An 18,401-nucleotide genomic window follows, 5' to 3' on the forward strand; every position below is an offset into this window, starting at 1 on the left:
CTTGTTGGGAGGTAGATTCTTCGCCGTGGCGATGGAGTCGGGGACGTTGCTCACTACGGTGGGGCGGGCGGGGGTTCTGTTCGGGAAGGCTTGGCCGCGCCTGCTGGCGGTGTTCTTGGTGGCGCAGTTGGCGCACCGGGGCCTGCAATGGGTAGCGGTCGAGGCGGGTGCCAAGGCGCAGGCAGCCGGCATCGCCGTGCTGGCGCTGCTTGTCGTGGTCTCGCTCGCGATGTACGTGACGATGTTCCTGGTCCTGCGCGGCGAGTTGCCGTTCCACCGCCGCGCGGTCGCCGAGGGTGTGCTCGCCCCGGATGGCGTGGAACCAGGCCGTGAGAACCAACTGCTCGACGCGATCGCGGCGGCGCTGCTGCCGTTCCTGGCGTTCTACGCGGCGTACAAGTTCCTGCAGACCGAGGCGCTCGACTACGAGTACCAACTGGCCGTCCACAAGGTGAACGAGACGGCCGCGACGGTGCTGACCGGTGGCACGGTGGCGCCGCAGTCCACGGGCCTGCAGTCGCTGTCCACCTGGCTGTTCATCGGCCTCGGCGTCACAGCGTACCTGCTCCGGTTCGTCTTCAAGAAGTGGAAGAAGGAAGAGGAAGGCCCTGTCCGCAAGCTGTTCGTGACCTACCTGGAGGCGCTGTGGATCTTCGTGGTCATCTACCAGGCGTCCTCCTACATCCCGTCGCCGAAGACCTGGCTGAAGGAACGCCAGGTCTGGCAATGGCTGCACGACGGGTACGCGTGGGTGCTCGACCACGTGCTGGGCGTCGACCAGGTCCGTGAGGTGTGGGACACCGTCACCGGGTTCGTTGCCGCCGGCATCGCCGACCTCTGGGACGCGGCCGTGCTCCCGCTGATGTGGATCACGATGACCGCGGTGATCTACGGCCGTGTCGTGCAGAAGCTCGACAAGCCACGCTGGCGGTTCGACCGCATCACCCATCGCTGGCAGCAGACGCCGCGGATCGTCCGCGTCGCCGGGAACTCGGTGGTGTCGGACTGGAAGGACCGTTGGACGCCTGTCGTGGAGGCGTTCCGGCTGGTGGTCCGCTCCGGTCTGCGGCCGATGCTCGGGTACTTCCTGGCCTGGGCGGTCGTCACGTTCGCCGCGAGTGCCGTGTGGATCGCCCTGAAGGTGTGGGTCCTCGGGCCGCACACGCTCCAGTTCTGGCAGGTCATCGACGAGCCGCTGAACCTGGTCACCGACGGCCTGAAGATCATGCTGCAGGTCAGCCTGCTCGCCGCGGCGTACGACCGGATGATCGGCGGACTGGCCGGCTACCTGACCCCGCGGACCCGGGCGGTCCATGAGCAGCCGGCCGGTGACCACGGCGTCACCGACCTCAGCGCGGCTACCTCGGGAATGCCAGGTACTGAGGGAGCTTCGTAGCCCAGGTGATCGTCGGCTGCACGCTGCCGGCGACCGACGACGGTACGACGAACACCGCCACCGTCTCGAACGGCTTCCCGGCCACCGGCTTCAGGTAGTACGGCGCCGCGGCGCCACGCCAGCTTGACGGCTGGTCGTCGCTGCCGCCCGTGCAGCCGGTCGGACGGTCCTGGTAGTCGTCCGCGATCTGGGTCTCGTCCCAGATCCGGCCGTCGGGCGCGCGGAGGTGCATACGGCATCCGCCGAGCCCGTCGAGCGCGGACAGGTTGTCGACCTGCAGCCGGAAGTACACCCGGATCAGCGTCGTCCCGTCGGGCAGCTCGTCCTGATCGGAACCGGCGCGCGACGGTCGCGGGTTCTCCTCGACGCTCGCGGCGTACCAGGTCGCGCCGTTGTACGACGTACCGCCGGCCGCCACGGCGACGGCGTCGCGGGGCTCGTCGTCGTACCAGGACTTGTAGTCGCTGCGCGTCGTCCACCACCCGGCCAGCGGGATCGCCACCACCAGGGTCGCGAGCGCGACGGTGTTCTTGCGGAACCACCCGCGCCGGGCCCGCCGGGCGCCGGTCACGTGTCGCTCGCAGCGGTCAGGGACACGACGTCCTGCACCGCGGGGGCGTCGTCGCCGAGCGGCACGGTGACCTGCGGCTCGAGGTCGTTCAGCATCGACTTCTCCATCACCAGCAACGTTGCCCCGGGCACCTTGTCGGCCGGCATCTCGATCACGAACGAGCCGCGCACCGGGATGTCCGGCGCGAACTCGGTCCCGGTCAGGTCGAGCTGGTCCAGGCCGCTGCGGTTGGCGCCGAGGTACGTGACGCCGTCAGCGGAGCGGATCCGGACGTCGAAGATGTGCATCGGCTCCCGGTTGGCCGTGACGGTGGCGTCGACGACCACGAAGGCGGTCAGCGAGTCGCGGTCCGGCGTCGAGCGCGGGATCCGGAGTTTCCTGCCGGCCCGGACGTCGTCGACGGTCAGGTCGAACCGCGGCGTGTGCACGACCCGCCCGGGGATGCCTTTCACCGCGGTCGGGTCCTGGATGTCCTTCTGCGTCGGGGTGAGCCGGTACAGACCCACGATCGCGACCAGGACGGCGAGGGTGAGACCGGCGTTCAAGAGTTTCCGCCGGCTCACTTGGTGTTGTCCTTCACCTTGACGGTGCTGTCCGCGACGATCGCATCCGGCAGCCACTTCTCGTGGTGGTCCAGGATCGACTCGTCCTCGTGCTGGTAGCCCTGCACGGTCAGCTTGACCTCGGTCGGGAGCTGGTTCGCGTTCGGCAGCTTCCAGACGTACGCGACGTCCTCGGCGGCGTCCGGTGTGAGCACCGGGTTCATCGTGGCGTCGCGGAGGTTGGTGGTGCCGAGCGGCGGATCGGTGTCCTTCACTCCGGGGACGCCGATCAGGCGGATCAGGTCCGGCGGAGGCGTGGTGCCGGTGTCGTCGGTCACCTTCAGCTTGGTCACGACCCCGATCAGGGCGCCGCCGTCGTCCGGGGTGAACAGCGGCTTCAGGTCCTTCACGGTGACCACCCGCTGGATCGTGACCTCGAACTGGCCGGCGTCGATCGCGGTCCCGGCGTCCACCTGCGGAGTCTCGTCGCCGGCTTTCTTCAGTCCGCCGAAGGCCGCCGAGATCGCCAGCAGGACGGCGCCGGCGCTGAGCCCCCAGGTCCGCAGCGAACGCCCGCGCACCTTGAGGTCCTGGAACTCCGGAAGCTCCTCCGGCTCATGCTGCTCAGATCCCCCGCTCCCCGTTTCCTGCACGGCGGAAGCCTATCCAGCGAAAGGGCCGGCCTAGTCGTTCGGGCGGCCGCGCAGGCGCTTGGTCTCGCCGCGGCGCTTCTTGTCGTCCAGCCGGCGCCGTACGGACGCCTTGCTCGGCTTCGTCGGACGCCGTTTCCGCGGCGGCGGAGCGATCGCCTCGCGGACCACGACGGCCAGCCGTTCCCGCGCCGCCTCCCGGTTGCGCCACTGCGACTTGTACTCCGACGCGGCGATCGTGAGCACACCGTCGACCAGCCGCGACCCCAGCCGCTCGAGCGCCCGGGCCTTCAGTACGTCGCTCAACGCCGACGTCCCCGCGACGTCGAAGCTGAGCTCGACCCGGCTGTCCGTGGTGTTCACCGACTGCCCGCCCGGTCCGCTCGACCGGGAGAACCGCCACGCCAGCTCGGCCTCGGGAATCACCAACCCCGACCGCACCGTCACTCCGCTCTCCACAGGACCTATTAGGGCATGACCCGCGACCCCACGCCTACTGCGCGGCACTCGGGACGGCATGGGATCGCGGGTCATGCCCGACCGGAGGAGAATCGACAGATGGATGCCTGCGTCTTCTGCGGTCTGATCTCCGCCGACTCGGCCCGCTGGATCGCCAAGGAGGACGTGGCCGTCGCGTTCCTCCCGTTGCCGAGTGAGGAGATCGCTCCGGGGCACACGTTGGTCGTGCCCCGCCGTCACACCGGCGCGGGGCTGCTGGACGCCAAGCCGGATGACCTGACCCAGGTGATGGACCTGGCACAGCGCATCGCGCAGCGGATGGTGGACAGGCTCGGAGCAACCGGGGTCTGCCTGCTGAACGCCAGCGGACCCGGGTCCGGCCGCAGCGTCGACCACCTGCACCTGCACGTGGTCCCGCGGTACCCGGGTGACGGCGACGACTGCCTGCCCTGGCCGACCGGCCGGTCGAGCCACCGTCTCGCTGTGGACCCGCAGGTGCTTCTCAGCACGTGAAACGGGCAGTTGAATCGTGAACGGCGCGTCGTACCGTGGGTAACTGTGAGCCTGGGCCTGTGGGTACTCGTCGCGGCGGTCGTAGCCGGCGTGGTGCTGAGCGTGCTCAAGGCCTGGGTCGACGGGCGGTTTCGCGGGAAGGACGAGGTCGACGTGGAGCGGGTGACGGCTGCGGAGCTGGGCGCGGAGCTGGGCGAGCGGGCGACGCTGCTGCAGTTCTCGTCGGCGTTCTGCGCGCCGTGCCGGGTCACCCGGCGGACACTGGCCGAGGTGGAAGGCATGGTCGACGGCGTGCGTCACGTCGAGCTGGACGCCGAGGCGCACCTCGAATTGGTGCGCCGTCTGGACATCCTGCGTACGCCGACCACGCTGGTGCTGGACAGCACCGGAGCGGTGGTGAAGCGCGCCAGCGGGGCTCCCCGGAAGCCTGACGTGATCGCCGCGCTGGCCGTCGCGATCGACCGCCAGCCCAGCTGACCGCGTCCGGTAGTCGCTACCGGATGGCCAATGGACCTGCAGGTAGGCAAGACTCTCCCGGTGAGCTCTCAATCAGCAGGCTGGTACAACGACCCCGAGGACCCGAACCAGGAGCGATACTGGGACGGCAGCGCCTGGACGGATCAGCGCCGGCCGCAGGAGGGCCCAGCGCCGTACCAGGGCCAGTTCGGTCAGTCGAGGACCGCCGACGCCCCGCAGTACGGTCAGCGCGCGGAGCACGGCCAGGTGTACGGCCAGCAGGCCGAGCCGGCTCCGCAGTACGGCCAGCGAGTCCCGCAGCAGGGCTACCCGGCGTACCCCCAGGCCGACTCGGGCTTCGGGTACCAGGGACAGCGCTCCGGCACCACGCCGGACGGCCAGCTGCTGTCGGGCTGGTGGCGGCGTGTCTTCGCGCTCATCCTCGACTCGATCATCGCCTGGTTCATCGCCTTGCCGCTGACCGGATACTTCTACTACCAGTCCAGCCAGGTGATGAGCTCTTGGCTGGAGGACGTGATGGACGCCGCGCGGGCAGGCAGTACGACTCCGGTCGCGATGCCGCCCGAGGTGTTCAAGTACGCCATCCCGGCCTCGGTGATCGGGTATCTGGTCTTCTTCGTGTACGAGTACCTGTTCCTCGTCACGAAGGGCCGCACGCCGGGCAAGATGGCGACCGGCATCGCGGTCCGGCTGCGGGACGTCCCGGGCCCGCCGCCGCGCGGCGCCGCGGCGAAGCGCTGCGGTTTCGACCTGGTCCTGTACCTCGCCGGGTCGATCCCGGTCTTCGGCATCTTCGCCTCGCTGGCCATCCTGCTCAACTACCTCTGGCCGCTCTGGGACGACAAGAAGCAGGCGCTGCACGACAAGGTCGCCGGTACGAACGTGGTCCGGGTCTGACGCACGGCCAGTCCACGATTTGATCAGTTGTCTCATGTGATGGGACCACGGGTGGTGGGTCCGCCCGGGTTCCGTACTCTCGATGCGTGGTTTACACGACTTGGCTGACGAAGCGGCGCGCGGTGGACAACTGCCGCGTGCGCTCGTCGCTGTGTCGACGCCGCTGACCAGGCGGCGTCCAGAGCGCTGCGGAACCGGTCGCTGAGCACGGTTCCGCGTACGTCGCCTCCCGCATACCCGGGCGGGTTCCGGCTCGACATCCCTCTCCTCCGGGAGTCGTCATGTCCGAAAAGACAGCCAAGGTGGATCCGCGCGGGCTCCGGTTCGCCGCGGGTGTGACCACCGTCGTCCTGGCGCTGACGCTCGTCCTGAACAACCCCTGGCCGCTCGCCGTGCAGGCCGTCGTGTTCGCGGTGTCGGTCGCCTTCGGCGTCGGCGCGTCGCCGTACGGGCTGCTGTTCAAGCGGCTGGTCCGGCCTCGGCTGGGGCCGCCGAAGGAGCTGGAGGACGCGGCGCCGCCGCGGTTCGCCCAGTTGGTCGGCCTCGTCTTCGCGGTCGTCGGCCTGGCCGGTTTCCTGACCGGCGCCACCGTTCTGGGCGTGGTCGCCACCGGATTCGCCCTGGTCGCCGCGTTCGTGAACGCGGCCGTCGGGCTCTGCCTCGGTTGCGAGGCCTATCTGCTGATCCATCGCATTCGTACGCCAACCACCGCTACCAACTGAGAAGAGGCAGCACACATGAGCAGGGAATCCGCGCTCGTCTCGGCCGACTGGGTCGAGGAGCACAAGTTCGACGACGGCGTTGTCCTGATCGAGGTCGACGAAGACGTCTCGGCGTACGACGCCGGCCACATCGCCGGCGCGATCAAGATCGACTGGCAGGACGACCTGCAGGACCCGGTCCGGCGCGACTTCGTCAGCAAGGAGCAGTTCGAGGCGCTGTTGTCCGACCGTGGTGTCAAGAACGAGGACACGGTCGTGCTGTACGGCGGCAACAACAACTGGTTCGCGGCGTACGCGTACTGGTACTTCAAGCTCTACGGCCACGGTGACGTCCGCCTGCTCGACGGTGGCCGCAAGCGCTGGGAGCTCGACAGCCGAGAGCTGACCGACGAGGTCGTCAAGCGCGAGGCCACCCAGTACACCGCGCAGCCGCAGAACCTGGAGATCCGCGCCTTCCGCGACGAGGTCAAGGACGCCATCGGCGTGAAGAACCTGGTCGACGTGCGCAGCCCCGACGAGTACGCCGGCCGGCTGCTCGCCCCGGCCCACCTGCCGCAGGAGCAGGCGCAGCGTGCGGGCCACATCCCGACCGCGGCCAGCATCCCGTGGAGCAAGGCGGCCAACGACGACGGCACGTTCCGCGCCGACGACGAGCTGAAGCAGCTGTACACCGACGCCGGCGTGGACTTCGGCAAGGACACCATCGCGTACTGCCGGATCGGCGAGCGCTCGGCGCACACCTGGTTCGTGCTGCACGAGATCCTCGGCCAGGCGAACGTGAAGAACTACGACGGATCCTGGACCGAGTGGGGTTCGCTGGTCGGCGTACCCGTTGCCCTCGGCGACGAGCCCGGAAAGGCGTGACACATGTGCGGAGCTAAGCAGGGCGGCCTCGACCTCAAGGGCGTGGACGTCGACAAGGAAGCCGTGATCCAGGGTCAGGTGCTGCGCGGCGAGGAGCCGGTCGGCGGCGCGTACGTACGGCTGCTGGACGCAGGAGGTGAGTTCACCGCCGAGGTGCCGACCTCGGCGACCGGGCACTTCCGGTTCTTCGCGGCGCCGGGCAGCTGGACGCTGCGCACGCTGGCCCCGAAGGCCGACCCGGTCGACCGTCAGGTCGTCGCGCAGTACGGCGAGGTTGCGGAAGTGGCCGTCACCGTCTGAGCAGTCGTTCGTTACTGAAGGTGCCACCACCACCCGAGGTGGCCCACCCTGAAGTAAGCACCGAGGGGCCCGGACCTTGCGCGTCCGGGCCCTTCGGCATGTCCGGAATCGCTCATCCGACAAGGGGTTTCGGTCATCGCAGCCGAGTTACGGGTGTGGCCGGGAAATCTCGTGGAGCGAGCGGCAAGGTAACGGTTTGGTCTCGGAGCGGGGTCGGCTCGTCACCTACCGCAATCGGCTGAGTTGTGTCTGTGTCCTGACCCGCGCTGCGGGTCACGTCATCACTCAGGGAGGAGGGGTCAATGCGACCCCGCATCGGATACAAGAAGCTCGCTGCCGTCGGAGTTGCGGCGGTTGTCGGCGTGGCTTCTACGATCGCGCTGACCTCGGGTTCGGCATCCGCCTCGCCGGTTTTCGGATACAGCGGTTACTCGTACGGCACCGACGTCGAATCCGGTCTGGCGAACAGCGGCCCGCAGGTGGTCAGCAAGTTCGGCTGCACCACGGACGCCACCAAGGCTGACAAGAACGACCTCGCCACGGCGAACGTGAACGAGCAGGCGATCGCGCGCTCGGTGAAGACCGACACGCACGCGTTCAACGACAAGAGCGGCACCGGTGTCACCAGCACCGCGACGGCTGCCGACATCCGGCTGGGCACGCTGCTCACGCTGACCGGCGTGAAGACCACCACCACGTCGAAGTACGCGAAGGGCCAGCTGTCCTACACCGGCAGCACCAGCTTCGTCGGTGTGAAGATCGGCGCGATCTCGGTGCCGTCGCTGCTCAACCCCAAGCCGAACACCAAGGTTGCCGTTCCGGGCCTCGGCTACATCGTGCTGAACCGTGTCGGCGGCGTGAAGACGGCCACCGGCATCTACTCGTACGCGCAGGCGGTCGTGATCCACGCGACGGTCAAGAACCAGTACGTCCCGCAGGGCGTCGACGTCGCGGTTCTGAAGACCCGCGCGGAGATCTCGAAGCCGGCCACCGCGCTGGTCATCGGCGACGCGTACGGCACCAAGGCCACGGCGGACAAGCTGGTCGTGTCCGGCCCGACGTCGCTCCAGACCACCTGCCAGGGTACTGAGGGCAAGACGGTCCGGGTCGCGGTCGGCGAGCTGAACATCCCGAAGGTCGCCTATGTCGGCGGTGTCTACACCACCAAGAACGGCGCCATCGGCGAGGAGAAGTCGTACATCAACTTCACCTCGCACGTCGCGGGCGTGAAGGTCGGCACGCTGTCCATCGGCGCCGTCGAGTCCTCCGCGTCGGCGTGGAAGACGAAGGACGGCAAGGCCGGCGTCAGCTCGTCCTCGAGCATCGCCTCGATCAAGGTCGGCAACAAGACCTACCCGGTCAAGACCGGCGAGAACCAGACGCTGGAGATCCCGGGTGTCGCCAAGCTGACCTTCAACCAGGTCATGCGGCAGAAGCGCTACATCTCGGTGAACGCGCTGGTCGTCGAGGTTCCCGGCCTGAACACCAAGGTCGTCGTCGGCCACTCGGCCGCCGGTGTCGTCAGCTGATCTCAGCAGACACCTTCTGAGTCGAACCTCACCGACGCAGAACAACCGGCCCCCGGATCCCGCACGGATCCGGGGGCCGGTTCGTGTCATGCGTCCAAGATGAGCGTGACCGGGCCGTCGTTGGTCAGGGCAACCTGCATGTCTGCGCCGAAGACGCCGCGCTCCACCTTGGCGCCGAGGGCTTCCAGCGCGGCGCAGAAGGAGCCGTAGAGCGGCTCGGAGACCGGGCCGGGGGCGGCAGCGCTCCAGGAGGGGCGGCGGCCCTTGCGTGTGTCGGCGTACAGGGTGAACTGGCTGACGGCCAGGATCGGGGCCTGCTCATCGGCCGCGGAGCGTTCGTCGTGGAGGATCCGAAGGGTCCAGATCTTGGCGGCCAGCGCGGCGGCCTTCTCGGGGGTGTCGTCATGGGTGACGCCGAGCAGGACCACCAGCCCGGGCCCCTCGATCGCCCCGACCACCTCGCCGTCCACGGTGACCGACGCCCGGCTGACTCGCTGTACTACGGCTCTCATGGCGACATCTTCCCCTGCCGGAGATCGTCCGGTCATCGGACCCTTCGACCGGCAAATATCCGTTTCGAGACCCGATCTGGCAGGATTCGTCCATGGCGTCGACTCTGATCACTGTTGCTCCCACCGGTGCCGAGACCGCGAAGGCGGACTGCCCGGCGTTGCCGACCACGCTCGACGAGCTGGTCGAGACCGCGAAGCGCTGCGAGGCCGCGGGAGCGGCGATGATCCACATCCACATCCGGGACGGCGAGCACCGGCCGACGCTCGATCTCGGCCGGCTGACCGACACGGTCGCCGCCGTCCGTGAGAACACCGCGCTGATCGTCCAGCTGTCCACCGGCGGCGCGGTCACCGATCCGTACGAGGACCGTCTCCGGGTGCTCGACGCCGCCCCGGACTCGTGCTCGCTCACGATGGGCACGGTCAACTTCGGCGACGACGTGTTCATGAACCCGTGGCCGTTCGTCACGCAGCTCTTCCAGCTCACCCAGGAGCGGGAGGTCGTCCCGGAGTTCGAGCTGTTCGACCTCGGCCACGTCGCCGCGCTGCACCGGCTGCTGGACAAGTACGGCCTCCCGTACGGCGGCCGCGTGCACTGCGACCTGGTGATGGGTGTCCCCGGCGGCATGCCCGGTACGGCGGACGCGCTCGTGGCGGCCGTCAACGCGTTGCCGGGTGCGGTCACGTCGTGGTCCGCCACCGGCATCGGCCGTACGTCGCTGACGGTCGCGCTGGCCGCACTGGCGAAGGGCGGCAACCTCCGTGTCGGCATGGAGGACACGCTGACGCTGGCGAAGGGGCACCCGGTCACGCACAACGCCGAGCTGGTCGAGCGCGCGGCCGCGCTGGCGACCCTGGCTCAGCGGCCGCCGATGTCACCGGACGAGGCCCGCGACCTCCTGAACATCAAGCAGAGGTAGCCGACCGCGACGATCGTTGCTTCCAGCAATATCCAGTCGCGCAGATAGTCGCGGGGGAGGACGGTCGGATTCGCGCCCGTGCCCTGCCGTAACAGTAACGGCAGGGCGATCAGGCTGGTGATTCCGACGTACAACAAAGTCGTCCGCACCACGCCGACCGTACGGTGCCGCCCAGGCCCCGCGGACCAGCGAGTCACCAGCCAGCCGATTCCGACTGTCAGTGGCACGATCACGAAGTCGTCTGCCACCACGGCTCCGCCCAGCCAGAGCGGCAACCGCACCAGAGCTGGAAGGTCCACGGCCCTGATCAACTCCCAAACACCCCACAGGGCCGTCACCGCGCCGGCAGCCAGCAATCCGATGCGCAACCTCATGTCATGACCTCCAGTGAATGCACCCACTTGGTCTGCAACACCCCGGGCCGATTCGGCGCGATGATCCGCGCCGGAAACCCGTGGTCAAGCGCGAGCTCCGCACCGTTGAGCCGTAACGCCAGCAAAGTCAGCGGGTCAGCGGCGAACTCCTCCGGCAGTTCACTGGTCGCGTAGAAGCCGCCCTTCTCCATCGACACGACTCGCACTCTCGAGTTCGGCGCGGCACCGGCGGCCGCGAGCAGGTCGCGCATCCGTATGCCCTCCCATCGCGCGCCCTGACTCCAGCCCTCGACGCACGCGATCGGCAGGTCCGAGCGGCTCTGCGGCAGCGCGCGCAGTTCCTCGAGCGTGTAGGACAGTTGCCTCGGGCCCATGATCGTGAACCGCCAGTTCGCGTCGATCCCGGTCACTCCGGCCGCTTCCGCCGTACGGTTCACCGGCAGACCCTGCGGACCGACGTTCGGCTTGCGCGGCGCGAGGACGGCGACGGGGCCGAACGCCGGTGCGGACTGGCCGACCGAGGTGATGCCGACGAGCGTGGCCGCGCCGGCGACCGTACGGAACAGGCCGCGGCGGGTCAGGCCGGTGGTCTCGGCGGGCAGTGACTCGGGCGCGGATTCCGGCGTACGGCGCCAGTTCGCGCCGATCAGCGGGAGCTTCACGGCCAGATGGACGAGGAGCGCGCCGACGATGAGCCACGCGAGCGCGTAGTGCGTCTGCCGGAACGGGAACGGCCAGGGGTACCACTGCAGCGTGTTGACGAACCCGATGAAGAGTTCAAGTGCCATCGAGGAGACCAGCACCAGGATCGACAGCCGCTCGAGCGCCGGGCGGATTGCCTTCGGGTCGAACTTCGCGAACAGCTTCGGATAGACCGTCCACAGCTTGGCCAGTAGCAGCGGGACGGCGACGATGCCGCTGAGTACGTGCAGGCCCTGCGTCACGCGGTACAGGTTCGCGGGACGGCTGGGGATCGGCAGCCAGCTCGGAGTGTCCTGCAGGAAGTGGCTGTAGAGCCCGGTCAGGAAGCAGACCGCCACCGCGGTCCCGAGCCAGCGGCCGATGACGGTCGCCACCCGCGGATGGTGCAGCGGCGACGCGAACGACTTCTCCGTCGGTGGTGCCGGAAGCTTCATGAGTCCACTACAACGCAGCCGGAGCCGTGCGGGCGGCGTTCATCGGTTACTGCTCGCGAACGGCAACGCCGGAACCAGTTATCCACAGGTCTGCGTCTGTACGTCGGCCGGTGGCACCGATCGGGGCATACTCTGGGCAAACTTGACGGAAGGAGAGTGGCGGCGTGAAGACGCAGGAGCGGTCGTCCGACGATGACGAGCGGGCGATGGCGGATCTGGCCGAGGTCGTCGACTGGCGACCGATCTGGGGACCGCCGGCCACGGGGATGGACGCGATCCGTGCCCTGGTCAACCGCGTCACCACCGCCACCGGCTGGCGTCCGTGGGCGCCGGGCAACATCGACCCGGATCGGTACACCTGGGGGCTGGTCACCCAGCGCGAGACGGTGATGCTCGTGCTGCCCGACGCGGTCCTGCCGGAGAGCCCGCGGAGCGGCTGGTCGGCGTACGAGATCGGTGCGTCGGAGCTGGAGCTCGCCGAGGAAGGTCTCGACGCGCACTGGCCGACCCAGCTCGAGCTGGCCCGCCGGTACTGGGGGCCACCGGTGTATGTCGGGCCGGGTGACGACCTGCGTATCCCGCCGGAGTGGCGCGGCCGCCGCCGGCACCTGGCGGTCTGGCTCCGGCCGGGCGCCGAGTTCCACCTGTACGCATCCCAGCCGGGACCGGACGACACCGCCGCCGGGTTCGGGTACTCCGTCTATGCCAACGAGGTGGCCTGATGGCTGAGGAAGTCGACGCCGATGACCTGCTCCGGATCATGGTCACCGAGCTCCGGAAGTTCGTCCGGACCGCTCGGATCCGCGGGCAGCAGATCTGGCGGTTGCTGACCAAGGGGCAGCGGCGTCGCTCCGCGATCGAGCGTGGGCTCAACCAGGACCGCTGGGGCCCCGACCGCGAGCGCGACGACGCCCGGGACCGGACCGCCGAGCTCGAGCGCGAAGCCGAGCGGGCGGAGCAGCAGGTCGACGATCTCGAGCGGCAGAACCGCGAGCTGGAGGGCGAGCTCGATCGAGAGCGCCAGCAGCAGGACACGGATCTCAACAACGACCGCGACCGGGACGGGATCGACGACCGGGTCGAGAACCGTACCGACCTCGACCGGGACCACCGCGACGACGCGACCGAGCGCCGCGACGAGATCGACCGGGACAACGACGACGCCAACGACCGCGACGGAGATGGCGTCGACGACGCCGTCGAGCGCCGCGAGGACGAGCGGGAGCAGGCCGACGAGGACCGCCGCAGGCGCGAGGAGCAGGACGGTCAGCAGCGCGACCGCGAGGACGGCATCGACCCCGCCACCACGGCCGGCGCGGCAGCCGGCGCCACGATCGCAGCCGACGAGATCGGCGACCACCTGGACGAAGACCGCGCGGAAGACCGCGCCGAGGACCTCGACGCGGAAGCCGACAACGCACTGGACGACCCGTCGACCGAGGCGGACAACGCCCGCCAGACCGACACGGCTGCCGAGCAGGAAGGCGTCAACCCGTACGTCGCGGAGGAAGGCGCCCTCGACCCGACCGACCGCACGCAGGAGACCGACCTCGCCCAGGACGATCAGCAGCAAGACGCGACCCTCGACGCGGATACCGGTCCGGACACGGACGTCAGCGCGGAGCAGGACGGCGTCAACCCGTACGTCGCGGAGGAAGGCGCCCTCGACGCGACCGACCGCGCGCAGGAGACCGACCTCGCGCAGGACGATCAGCAGCAAGACGCCGCCCTCGACGCGGATACCGGTCCGGACACGGACGTCAGCGCGGAGCAGGACGGCGTCAGCCCGTACGTCGCGGAGGAAGGCGGGCTCGACGCGACCGACCGCGCGCAGGAGACCGACCTCGCCCAGGACGATCAGCAGCAAGACGCGACCCTCGACGCGGATACCGGTCCGGACACGGACGTCAGCGCGGAGCAGGACGGCGTCAACCCGTACGTCGCCGAGGAAACCGGCCGTGAGGGCACCGACCTGAACCAGGACGGGACCGACCTCGAGCAAGACGGCACCGACCTCGACCAGAACGGGACCGACCTCGGGCAGGACGGTCAGCAGCTCAACGGCCAGCAGTTGAACGGCCAGCAGGTTGAGGCTCCGCAGGTGGACGGGCCGCAGGTGGACGGGCAGCAGCTGAACGGCCAGCAGCTGAACGGGCAGCAGGTGGAGGCTGGGGAGGTCGAGGCGCCGCAGGCTGACACACAGACGCAGCAGGTGCAGGGCCGTGAGCAGGGAGCCGACCAGGTCCCACAGGCGAAGGGCCCCGACACGCAGCAGCTCGCGAACGCCTCCCAGTCCGCGGTTGACGAGACCGCTGGCCTCGGCCAGGACGGGCAGAACGGCCAGAGCCCGGGTGGTCAGACCGATGGCCGTCAGACAAGCGAGGTGCAGGGCTCACAGTGGCGCCCGCCGGAGGACCCGGCGATCGCCGAGGCCCGCCAGGCGAACCAGCCGAAAAGCGGCCCAGGTCAGCAACTCCCGCCCGACGAGCGCGCCCAGCTCGACCACATCAGGCAGGACCAGAAGCCCCTCAGCGCCGTCAGGGTCGAAGGCGGCAACGTAGCCACCACCGAGCGCCCCGGCACCCCCGCCGCCCAACGCGACCAAGACCGCACCCGCTCCGACCGAGGCCGAGGCGACGACGGCGGCCGCAGCCGCTAACCCACCCCGCCCGGCGCCCCACCCCAGGCGCGCCGGGCCCACCGGCCGAGTTCCTACGAACGCCAGCCGCCGCTTCGGCCATCGCCCCGCGCCTACTGCCCGCCCACGCCCGGCACCGACGCGGCCACTCGGCGTACGCCGGCACCTGCGCGCCACCCGCGCCGGGTGCCGCCGTACGCCGGGCGCCTATGACCAGTGCTGTGTGCCGCGGGTGTACGTCATCCTCGGCTGACCGACCCGTACCACCCGTCGGCCACTTGCGCCGGGTGGTGGCAGGCGGCCGCGCCGTCCGCCAGTTGAGCGACTCCGTTGTGCGCCAGGCGAGCGCCGCCGCGAGTCACCTGCCGCCGCCGTACGCCGCCGGCCTCCGACGTCCGCCGCCTGCCGTTCGCCGTACGTCGGGTGACCGTGGCGGGTGCTGTGTGCTGTGCTGCTGCGGGTGTACGCCGTCACCGGCCAACTGGCCCGTACCATCCGTGGCCACCGCGCCGGGTGGTTGGTGGCCGCGACGTATGTGCCGCCGTGGGTGTGCCTGCGCGTCATGGGCGTACACCGGGACCCGAGCCGGGTGCTGGGCGCCACGTGCGTACGCCGACCTGAGCCGGCTGCGTGTGTGGGGATGCTGGTCGCCCGTGGGCGCGTCGGGTGCTGGACGTTTGCCTCACGCGCCCTGACCACCGCCCGGCCGCCGGGCGCCACGTGGGTACGCCGACCCGAGCCGGCTGCCTGTGTGTCGGGCTGCACGCCTATCCCGCCCACGCCCTCACCTAGGCGTGGTGAGGCTAGTAGACGATTGCCTGGGTGTTGTCCGTCAGGATTTCTTCGGTGAAGGCGGGGGCGCCGGCGATTCGGGTGCCGGGGTGTAGGTCGGCTTCGGTGAGGGAGCGGCGTTTGGCGCATTGGGTGCAGACCGTGAGTTGGCCGCCTTCCAGGACTGCGGCCAGGAGGTCGGTGAGGGGCGCGGCGTGGGGGAGTTCGACGGTTTCGGCGCGGCCTGGGACGGCGAACCAGACGGCCTCGCCGGTCAGCCACAGGGAGACTGTGGCGCCGGACGCGACGGCGGTGGCGGCGACGGTGAAGGCCTGGTTGGCGCGTTCGGGTTCCTCGGCGCCTGCGGTCAGTTTGATCACCAGCGTGCGTGGCATCACGCCACGGTAGCCGACACGGGCGTGCGGGATGTCACGGTGGAGGCGGGCGAGGACCGCCGTACGCATCCTCTAGACTGACCAGCGTGCTGCATGTCGTCTTCACCACGTTGCTGGTCCTGGTCTGTGTGTTCATGGGCTGGTTCTCGGCGTTCGTCGTCTACCGGCTGTACCGCGGCCGCAGTGCGAACTGAGTGATCGCATGCCGTTCGAGATCCCGCAGGACCTGCACCCGGACCTGATGCCGCTCGCGTGGCTGCTCGGCCGCTGGGAGGGCCGCGGGCACGGTGACTACCCGACGATCGAGAAGTTCGAGTTCGGGCAGCAGATCGACTTCACCCACAACGGCAAGCCGTACCTGCATTATGTGAGCCAGACGTTCGTGGTCGGCGAGGACGGCACCAAGGAGCGTCCGCTCGCCGTCGAGACCGGGTTCTGGCGGCCGCAGCCGGACAACAAGGTCGAGGTCATCCTGGCGCACCCCACCGGTATCGCCGAGATCTGGTACGGCGACATCGACGGCGCGAAGATCGAGCTGCAGACCGATGTCGTGGCCCGCACCGTGACCGCGAAGGAAGTCACCGCCGGGCATCGGCTCTACGGTCTCGTCAACGGCGAGCTCCTCTGGGCGTACGACATGGCCGCCGAAGGTCAGGCGCTGCAGCCGCACCTGTGGGCGACGCTCGTCCGCTCCTAACTCTCGGCCACCCAGGAGTACTCGACCTTCGGCCGTCCGCTGCGCCCGTCGTAGCGCTGGGTCCGCAGCGCCTGCCCCTGGTCGGCCAGGTGCTCGAGGTAGCGCCGCGCGGTGATGCGTGAAGTGCCGAGCGACGTCGCGACCTCTTCGGCAGTCCACCCTTCACGGTTCGCGAGCAGCTGGACGACGCGGTCGAGTACGCCGCCGGCCAGGCCCTTCGGCACCGACGAGACGGTTGCCGGGTGCAACAACCGGTCGACCTCCTCCTGATCCGCGACGACCTCGCCGAGCGCGGCGGCCCGCCGCTGCCTCGCGTAGGCCGTCAACCGGTCCCGCAACGTCTCGAACGCGAACGGCTTCAGCACGTACTGCACGACGCCGATCCGCGCCGCCGCCTGCACCGCCGCGACCTCGCGCGCCGAGGTCACCGCGACCACGTCCGTTTGGTTGCCGAGGGCCCGCATCCGGCGGACGATGTCCAGCCCGTGCCCGTCCGGGAGGTGCATGTCGAGCAGGACGACGTCGACGTCGCCGCGCGCGAGCACCTGCAGCGCACGCCCCGCCGTACCGGCGATTCCGACGCAGGTGAACCCGGTCAGCCGTTCGACGTACGTGCGATGGGCCTCCGCGGCGACCGGGTCGTCCTCGACGACGAGTACCCGCAGGTCAGGCACTGGCGCCCACCGCCCGCGGCAGCCGCACCCGCACGGTCAGCGCCGGTACGTCGTCCAGCTCGGAATCCGGATCCACCATGAGTGAACCTTGCCACCGCTCGACCGTGCTGCGCACCAGCACGAGCCCCAGCCCGTGGCCCGGCTCGGCCTTCGTCGTCCAGCCGCGCTCGAACATGTGCGCCAGCTCCACCGATCCCAGCTCGGCGCCGGTGTTCGTCACGATGAGGTCGACGGCGTCCGCGGTGGTCGCGGCCCGGAACTCGACCTTCCGCGGCGCCGGACCGCCGCGCGCGGCCTCGATCGCGTTGTCCAGCAGGTTTCCGACGACGGTCACGACGTCCTGCGCCGGCAGCCGGGTGTTCAGCGCCTCCTGCCCGAGATCGAGGGTCAGCACGACACCGCGCTCCTGGGCCTGCGCCAGCTTCGCCAGCAGCAGCGACGCGAGGACCGGGTCTCCGACCGTGCCGACGACGCGGTCCGTCATCGCCTGGGCGAACTGCAGCTCCGACACCGCGAACTCCCGGGCCCGCTCCGGCTTCCCGATCTCGATCAGGCTGACGACCGTGTGCAGCCGGTTGGACGCCTCGTGGTTCTGTGCCTGCAGGGATTCCGCCAGGCTGCGTACCGCGTCCAGCTCGCCGAGCAACCGCTGCAGCTGGGTGTGGTCCCGCAGCGTGACGATCCGCCCGCGCCCGGACGGCTGCTGGTTCACGACCACGACGCCCCGCGTGCCCAGGTGCAGCTCGTCGTACGCCGTCCGCCCGGTCGCGAGCAGCTCGGCCAGCGGGGCGCCGAGGTTGAGCTCCTCCAACGGCGTACCGGGATCGACGGCGCGCAGCCCGAGCAGCGTCAGCGCCTCGTCGTTCGCGAGCTGGACCCGGCCGTGGAGATCCAGCAGGATCAGCCCTTCGCGCGCCGCGTGCAGCACGCCTTCGTAGAAGTCGAGCATCCGCGCCAGCGACTGCGTACCCACGCCGCGGGTGGCCCGCCGGACCCGCCAGGTGACGAGCGCGTTGCCGGCGATCGCGACCCCGAGCATCAGACTGGCGATACCGAGCATCGAACGGAGGTCGAGTCGGGCCAGCTCCCACCAGCCCGGGACGGGGATCCCGCTCGCCGCGTGGTCCCGCAGCGCCTGGGCGCGGGAGCGGCTGACCATCACGATCCACACCATCGCGATCAGTACGGTGACCGTGACGGTCTGCAGCCAGAGGACCTGGCGGCGCAACTCCCACGGCCGACGTTTCATGGCGAACAGTCTGCCCCGACTTCACGCGGCGAACGACGCGGCGAACGATATGCGCGAACGATATGAACGAAATGTGCGGTTCTCCTGTGCGTCACGTCACAGTTACTCGAACACC

General features: G+C 69.6%; 22 protein-coding genes. 12 read left to right on the forward strand and 10 right to left on the reverse strand.

All coding sequences use genetic code 11. The features are described from left to right. The first annotated feature begins 31 nt into the window (after nt 1–31). Nucleotides 32–1,396: a hypothetical protein gene (locus AB0L64_RS11310; RefSeq protein WP_363710527.1), complete on the forward strand. Its 1,365-nt coding sequence runs from the start codon at nt 32–34 to the stop codon at nt 1,394–1,396. On the opposite strand, the gene AB0L64_RS11315 is transcribed toward AB0L64_RS11310, so the two are convergent. From AB0L64_RS11315 to arfB, 4 genes are read right to left on the reverse strand one after another with little or no spacing between them, the layout of a single operon-like run. After that, nucleotides 1,359–1,967, reverse strand: coding sequence for a hypothetical protein (locus tag AB0L64_RS11315; RefSeq protein WP_363710042.1), 609 nt, complete (start codon nt 1,965–1,967; stop codon nt 1,359–1,361). The two genes, AB0L64_RS11310 and AB0L64_RS11315, sit on opposite strands and share 38 nt — an antisense overlap. Next, nucleotides 1,964–2,530 carry a hypothetical protein gene (locus tag AB0L64_RS11320; protein WP_363710043.1) on the reverse strand — a complete coding sequence of 189 codons (567 nt, stop codon included), beginning with the start codon at nt 2,528–2,530 and terminating at the stop codon, nt 1,964–1,966. The genes AB0L64_RS11315 and AB0L64_RS11320 overlap by 4 nt, the downstream gene beginning before the upstream one ends. Beyond that, nucleotides 2,527–3,162, reverse strand: a complete 636-nt coding sequence (locus AB0L64_RS11325) for a hypothetical protein (protein WP_363710044.1) — start codon at nt 3,160–3,162, stop codon at nt 2,527–2,529. Before AB0L64_RS11325 ends, AB0L64_RS11320 begins: the two co-directional genes overlap by 4 nt. 30 nt (nt 3,163–3,192) lie before the next feature. Then, nucleotides 3,193–3,693, reverse strand: a complete 501-nt coding sequence (gene arfB / locus AB0L64_RS11330; protein ID WP_363710045.1) for an alternative ribosome rescue aminoacyl-tRNA hydrolase ArfB — start codon at nt 3,691–3,693, stop codon at nt 3,193–3,195. Nucleotides 3,694–3,717: 24 nt separating this feature from the next. Between arfB and AB0L64_RS11335 the strand changes: the two genes are divergently transcribed. The 7 genes from AB0L64_RS11335 (at nt 3,718) to AB0L64_RS11365 (ending at nt 8,920) form a co-directional block, all read left to right on the forward strand. Then, entirely contained in the window at nt 3,718–4,131 is a 414-nt protein-coding gene (locus AB0L64_RS11335; protein WP_363710046.1) for an HIT domain-containing protein, read from the forward strand. A gap of 45 nt (nt 4,132–4,176) precedes the next feature. Then, on the forward strand, nt 4,177–4,608 hold the full coding sequence (locus AB0L64_RS11340) for a thioredoxin family protein (protein ID WP_363710047.1): 432 nt from the start codon (nt 4,177–4,179) through the stop codon (nt 4,606–4,608). 60 nt (nt 4,609–4,668) lie between these two features. After that, nucleotides 4,669–5,505, forward strand: a complete 837-nt coding sequence (locus tag AB0L64_RS11345; RefSeq protein WP_363710048.1) for an RDD family protein — start codon at nt 4,669–4,671, stop codon at nt 5,503–5,505. 281 nt (nt 5,506–5,786) lie between these two features. Continuing rightward, a complete protein-coding gene (locus tag AB0L64_RS11350) occupies nt 5,787–6,227 on the forward strand; it encodes a DUF4395 domain-containing protein (RefSeq protein WP_363710049.1) in 441 nt (146 codons plus the stop codon). 15 nt (nt 6,228–6,242) lie between these two features. After that, complete coding sequence (locus AB0L64_RS11355) at nt 6,243–7,091, forward strand: sulfurtransferase (RefSeq protein WP_363710050.1); 849 nt, start codon at nt 6,243–6,245, stop codon at nt 7,089–7,091. 3 nt (nt 7,092–7,094) lie between these two features. After that, nucleotides 7,095–7,391, forward strand: coding sequence for a DUF1416 domain-containing protein (locus tag AB0L64_RS11360; RefSeq protein ID WP_363710051.1), 297 nt, complete (start codon nt 7,095–7,097; stop codon nt 7,389–7,391). A gap of 362 nt (nt 7,392–7,753) precedes the next feature. Then, complete coding sequence (locus tag AB0L64_RS11365; RefSeq protein ID WP_363710052.1) at nt 7,754–8,920, forward strand: choice-of-anchor P family protein; 1,167 nt, start codon at nt 7,754–7,756, stop codon at nt 8,918–8,920. 86 nt (nt 8,921–9,006) lie between these two features. On the opposite strand, the gene dtd is transcribed toward AB0L64_RS11365, so the two are convergent. Continuing rightward, nucleotides 9,007–9,432, reverse strand: a complete 426-nt coding sequence (gene dtd, locus AB0L64_RS11370) for a D-aminoacyl-tRNA deacylase (protein WP_363710053.1) — start codon at nt 9,430–9,432, stop codon at nt 9,007–9,009. Nucleotides 9,433–9,524: 92 nt separating this feature from the next. Here dtd and AB0L64_RS11375 point away from each other — a divergent pair, with 92 nt between their 5' ends. Continuing rightward, nucleotides 9,525–10,352 carry a 3-keto-5-aminohexanoate cleavage protein gene (locus tag AB0L64_RS11375; protein ID WP_363710054.1) on the forward strand — a complete coding sequence of 276 codons (828 nt, stop codon included), beginning with the start codon at nt 9,525–9,527 and terminating at the stop codon, nt 10,350–10,352. Here AB0L64_RS11375 and AB0L64_RS11380 read toward each other — a convergent pair. Then, a complete protein-coding gene (locus tag AB0L64_RS11380; protein WP_363710055.1) occupies nt 10,292–10,726 on the reverse strand; it encodes a hypothetical protein in 435 nt (144 codons plus the stop codon). The genes AB0L64_RS11375 and AB0L64_RS11380 overlap by 61 nt on opposite strands. Beyond that, a complete protein-coding gene (locus tag AB0L64_RS11385; protein ID WP_363710056.1) occupies nt 10,723–11,862 on the reverse strand; it encodes a molybdopterin-dependent oxidoreductase in 1,140 nt (379 codons plus the stop codon). Before AB0L64_RS11385 ends, AB0L64_RS11380 begins: the two co-directional genes overlap by 4 nt. A 164-nt stretch (nt 11,863–12,026) precedes the next feature. Here AB0L64_RS11385 and AB0L64_RS11390 point away from each other — a divergent pair, with 164 nt between their 5' ends. Both AB0L64_RS11390 and AB0L64_RS11395 read left to right on the forward strand, forming a co-directional pair. Then, nucleotides 12,027–12,584: a hypothetical protein gene (locus AB0L64_RS11390; protein ID WP_355695747.1), complete on the forward strand. Its 558-nt coding sequence runs from the start codon at nt 12,027–12,029 to the stop codon at nt 12,582–12,584. Next, complete coding sequence (locus tag AB0L64_RS11395) at nt 12,584–14,521, forward strand: hypothetical protein (protein WP_363710057.1); 1,938 nt, start codon at nt 12,584–12,586, stop codon at nt 14,519–14,521. The genes AB0L64_RS11390 and AB0L64_RS11395 overlap by 1 nt, the downstream gene beginning before the upstream one ends. A gap of 782 nt (nt 14,522–15,303) precedes the next feature. On the opposite strand, the gene AB0L64_RS11400 is transcribed toward AB0L64_RS11395, so the two are convergent. After that, nucleotides 15,304–15,666 (reverse strand): DsrE family protein, encoded by a 363-nt coding sequence (locus tag AB0L64_RS11400; RefSeq protein ID WP_363710058.1) that lies wholly within the window; start codon nt 15,664–15,666, stop codon nt 15,304–15,306. A gap of 202 nt (nt 15,667–15,868) precedes the next feature. Here AB0L64_RS11400 and AB0L64_RS11405 point away from each other — a divergent pair, with 202 nt between their 5' ends. Continuing rightward, complete coding sequence (locus tag AB0L64_RS11405; protein WP_363710059.1) at nt 15,869–16,363, forward strand: FABP family protein; 495 nt, start codon at nt 15,869–15,871, stop codon at nt 16,361–16,363. Here AB0L64_RS11405 and AB0L64_RS11410 read toward each other — a convergent pair. Next, the gene (locus tag AB0L64_RS11410; protein ID WP_359934270.1) at nt 16,360–17,037 is read right to left on the reverse strand and encodes a response regulator; all 678 of its coding nucleotides are present in this window, start codon (nt 17,035–17,037) and stop codon (nt 16,360–16,362) included. The two genes, AB0L64_RS11405 and AB0L64_RS11410, sit on opposite strands and share 4 nt — an antisense overlap. Then, the gene (locus AB0L64_RS11415) at nt 17,030–18,286 is read right to left on the reverse strand and encodes an ATP-binding protein (RefSeq protein WP_363710060.1); all 1,257 of its coding nucleotides are present in this window, start codon (nt 18,284–18,286) and stop codon (nt 17,030–17,032) included. The genes AB0L64_RS11410 and AB0L64_RS11415 overlap by 8 nt, the downstream gene beginning before the upstream one ends. Nucleotides 18,287–18,401: the final 115 nt, after the last annotated feature.

It is taken from the genome of Kribbella sp. NPDC051936, assembly GCF_040680955.1.
Classification (GTDB): domain Bacteria; phylum Actinomycetota; class Actinomycetes; order Propionibacteriales; family Kribbellaceae; genus Kribbella.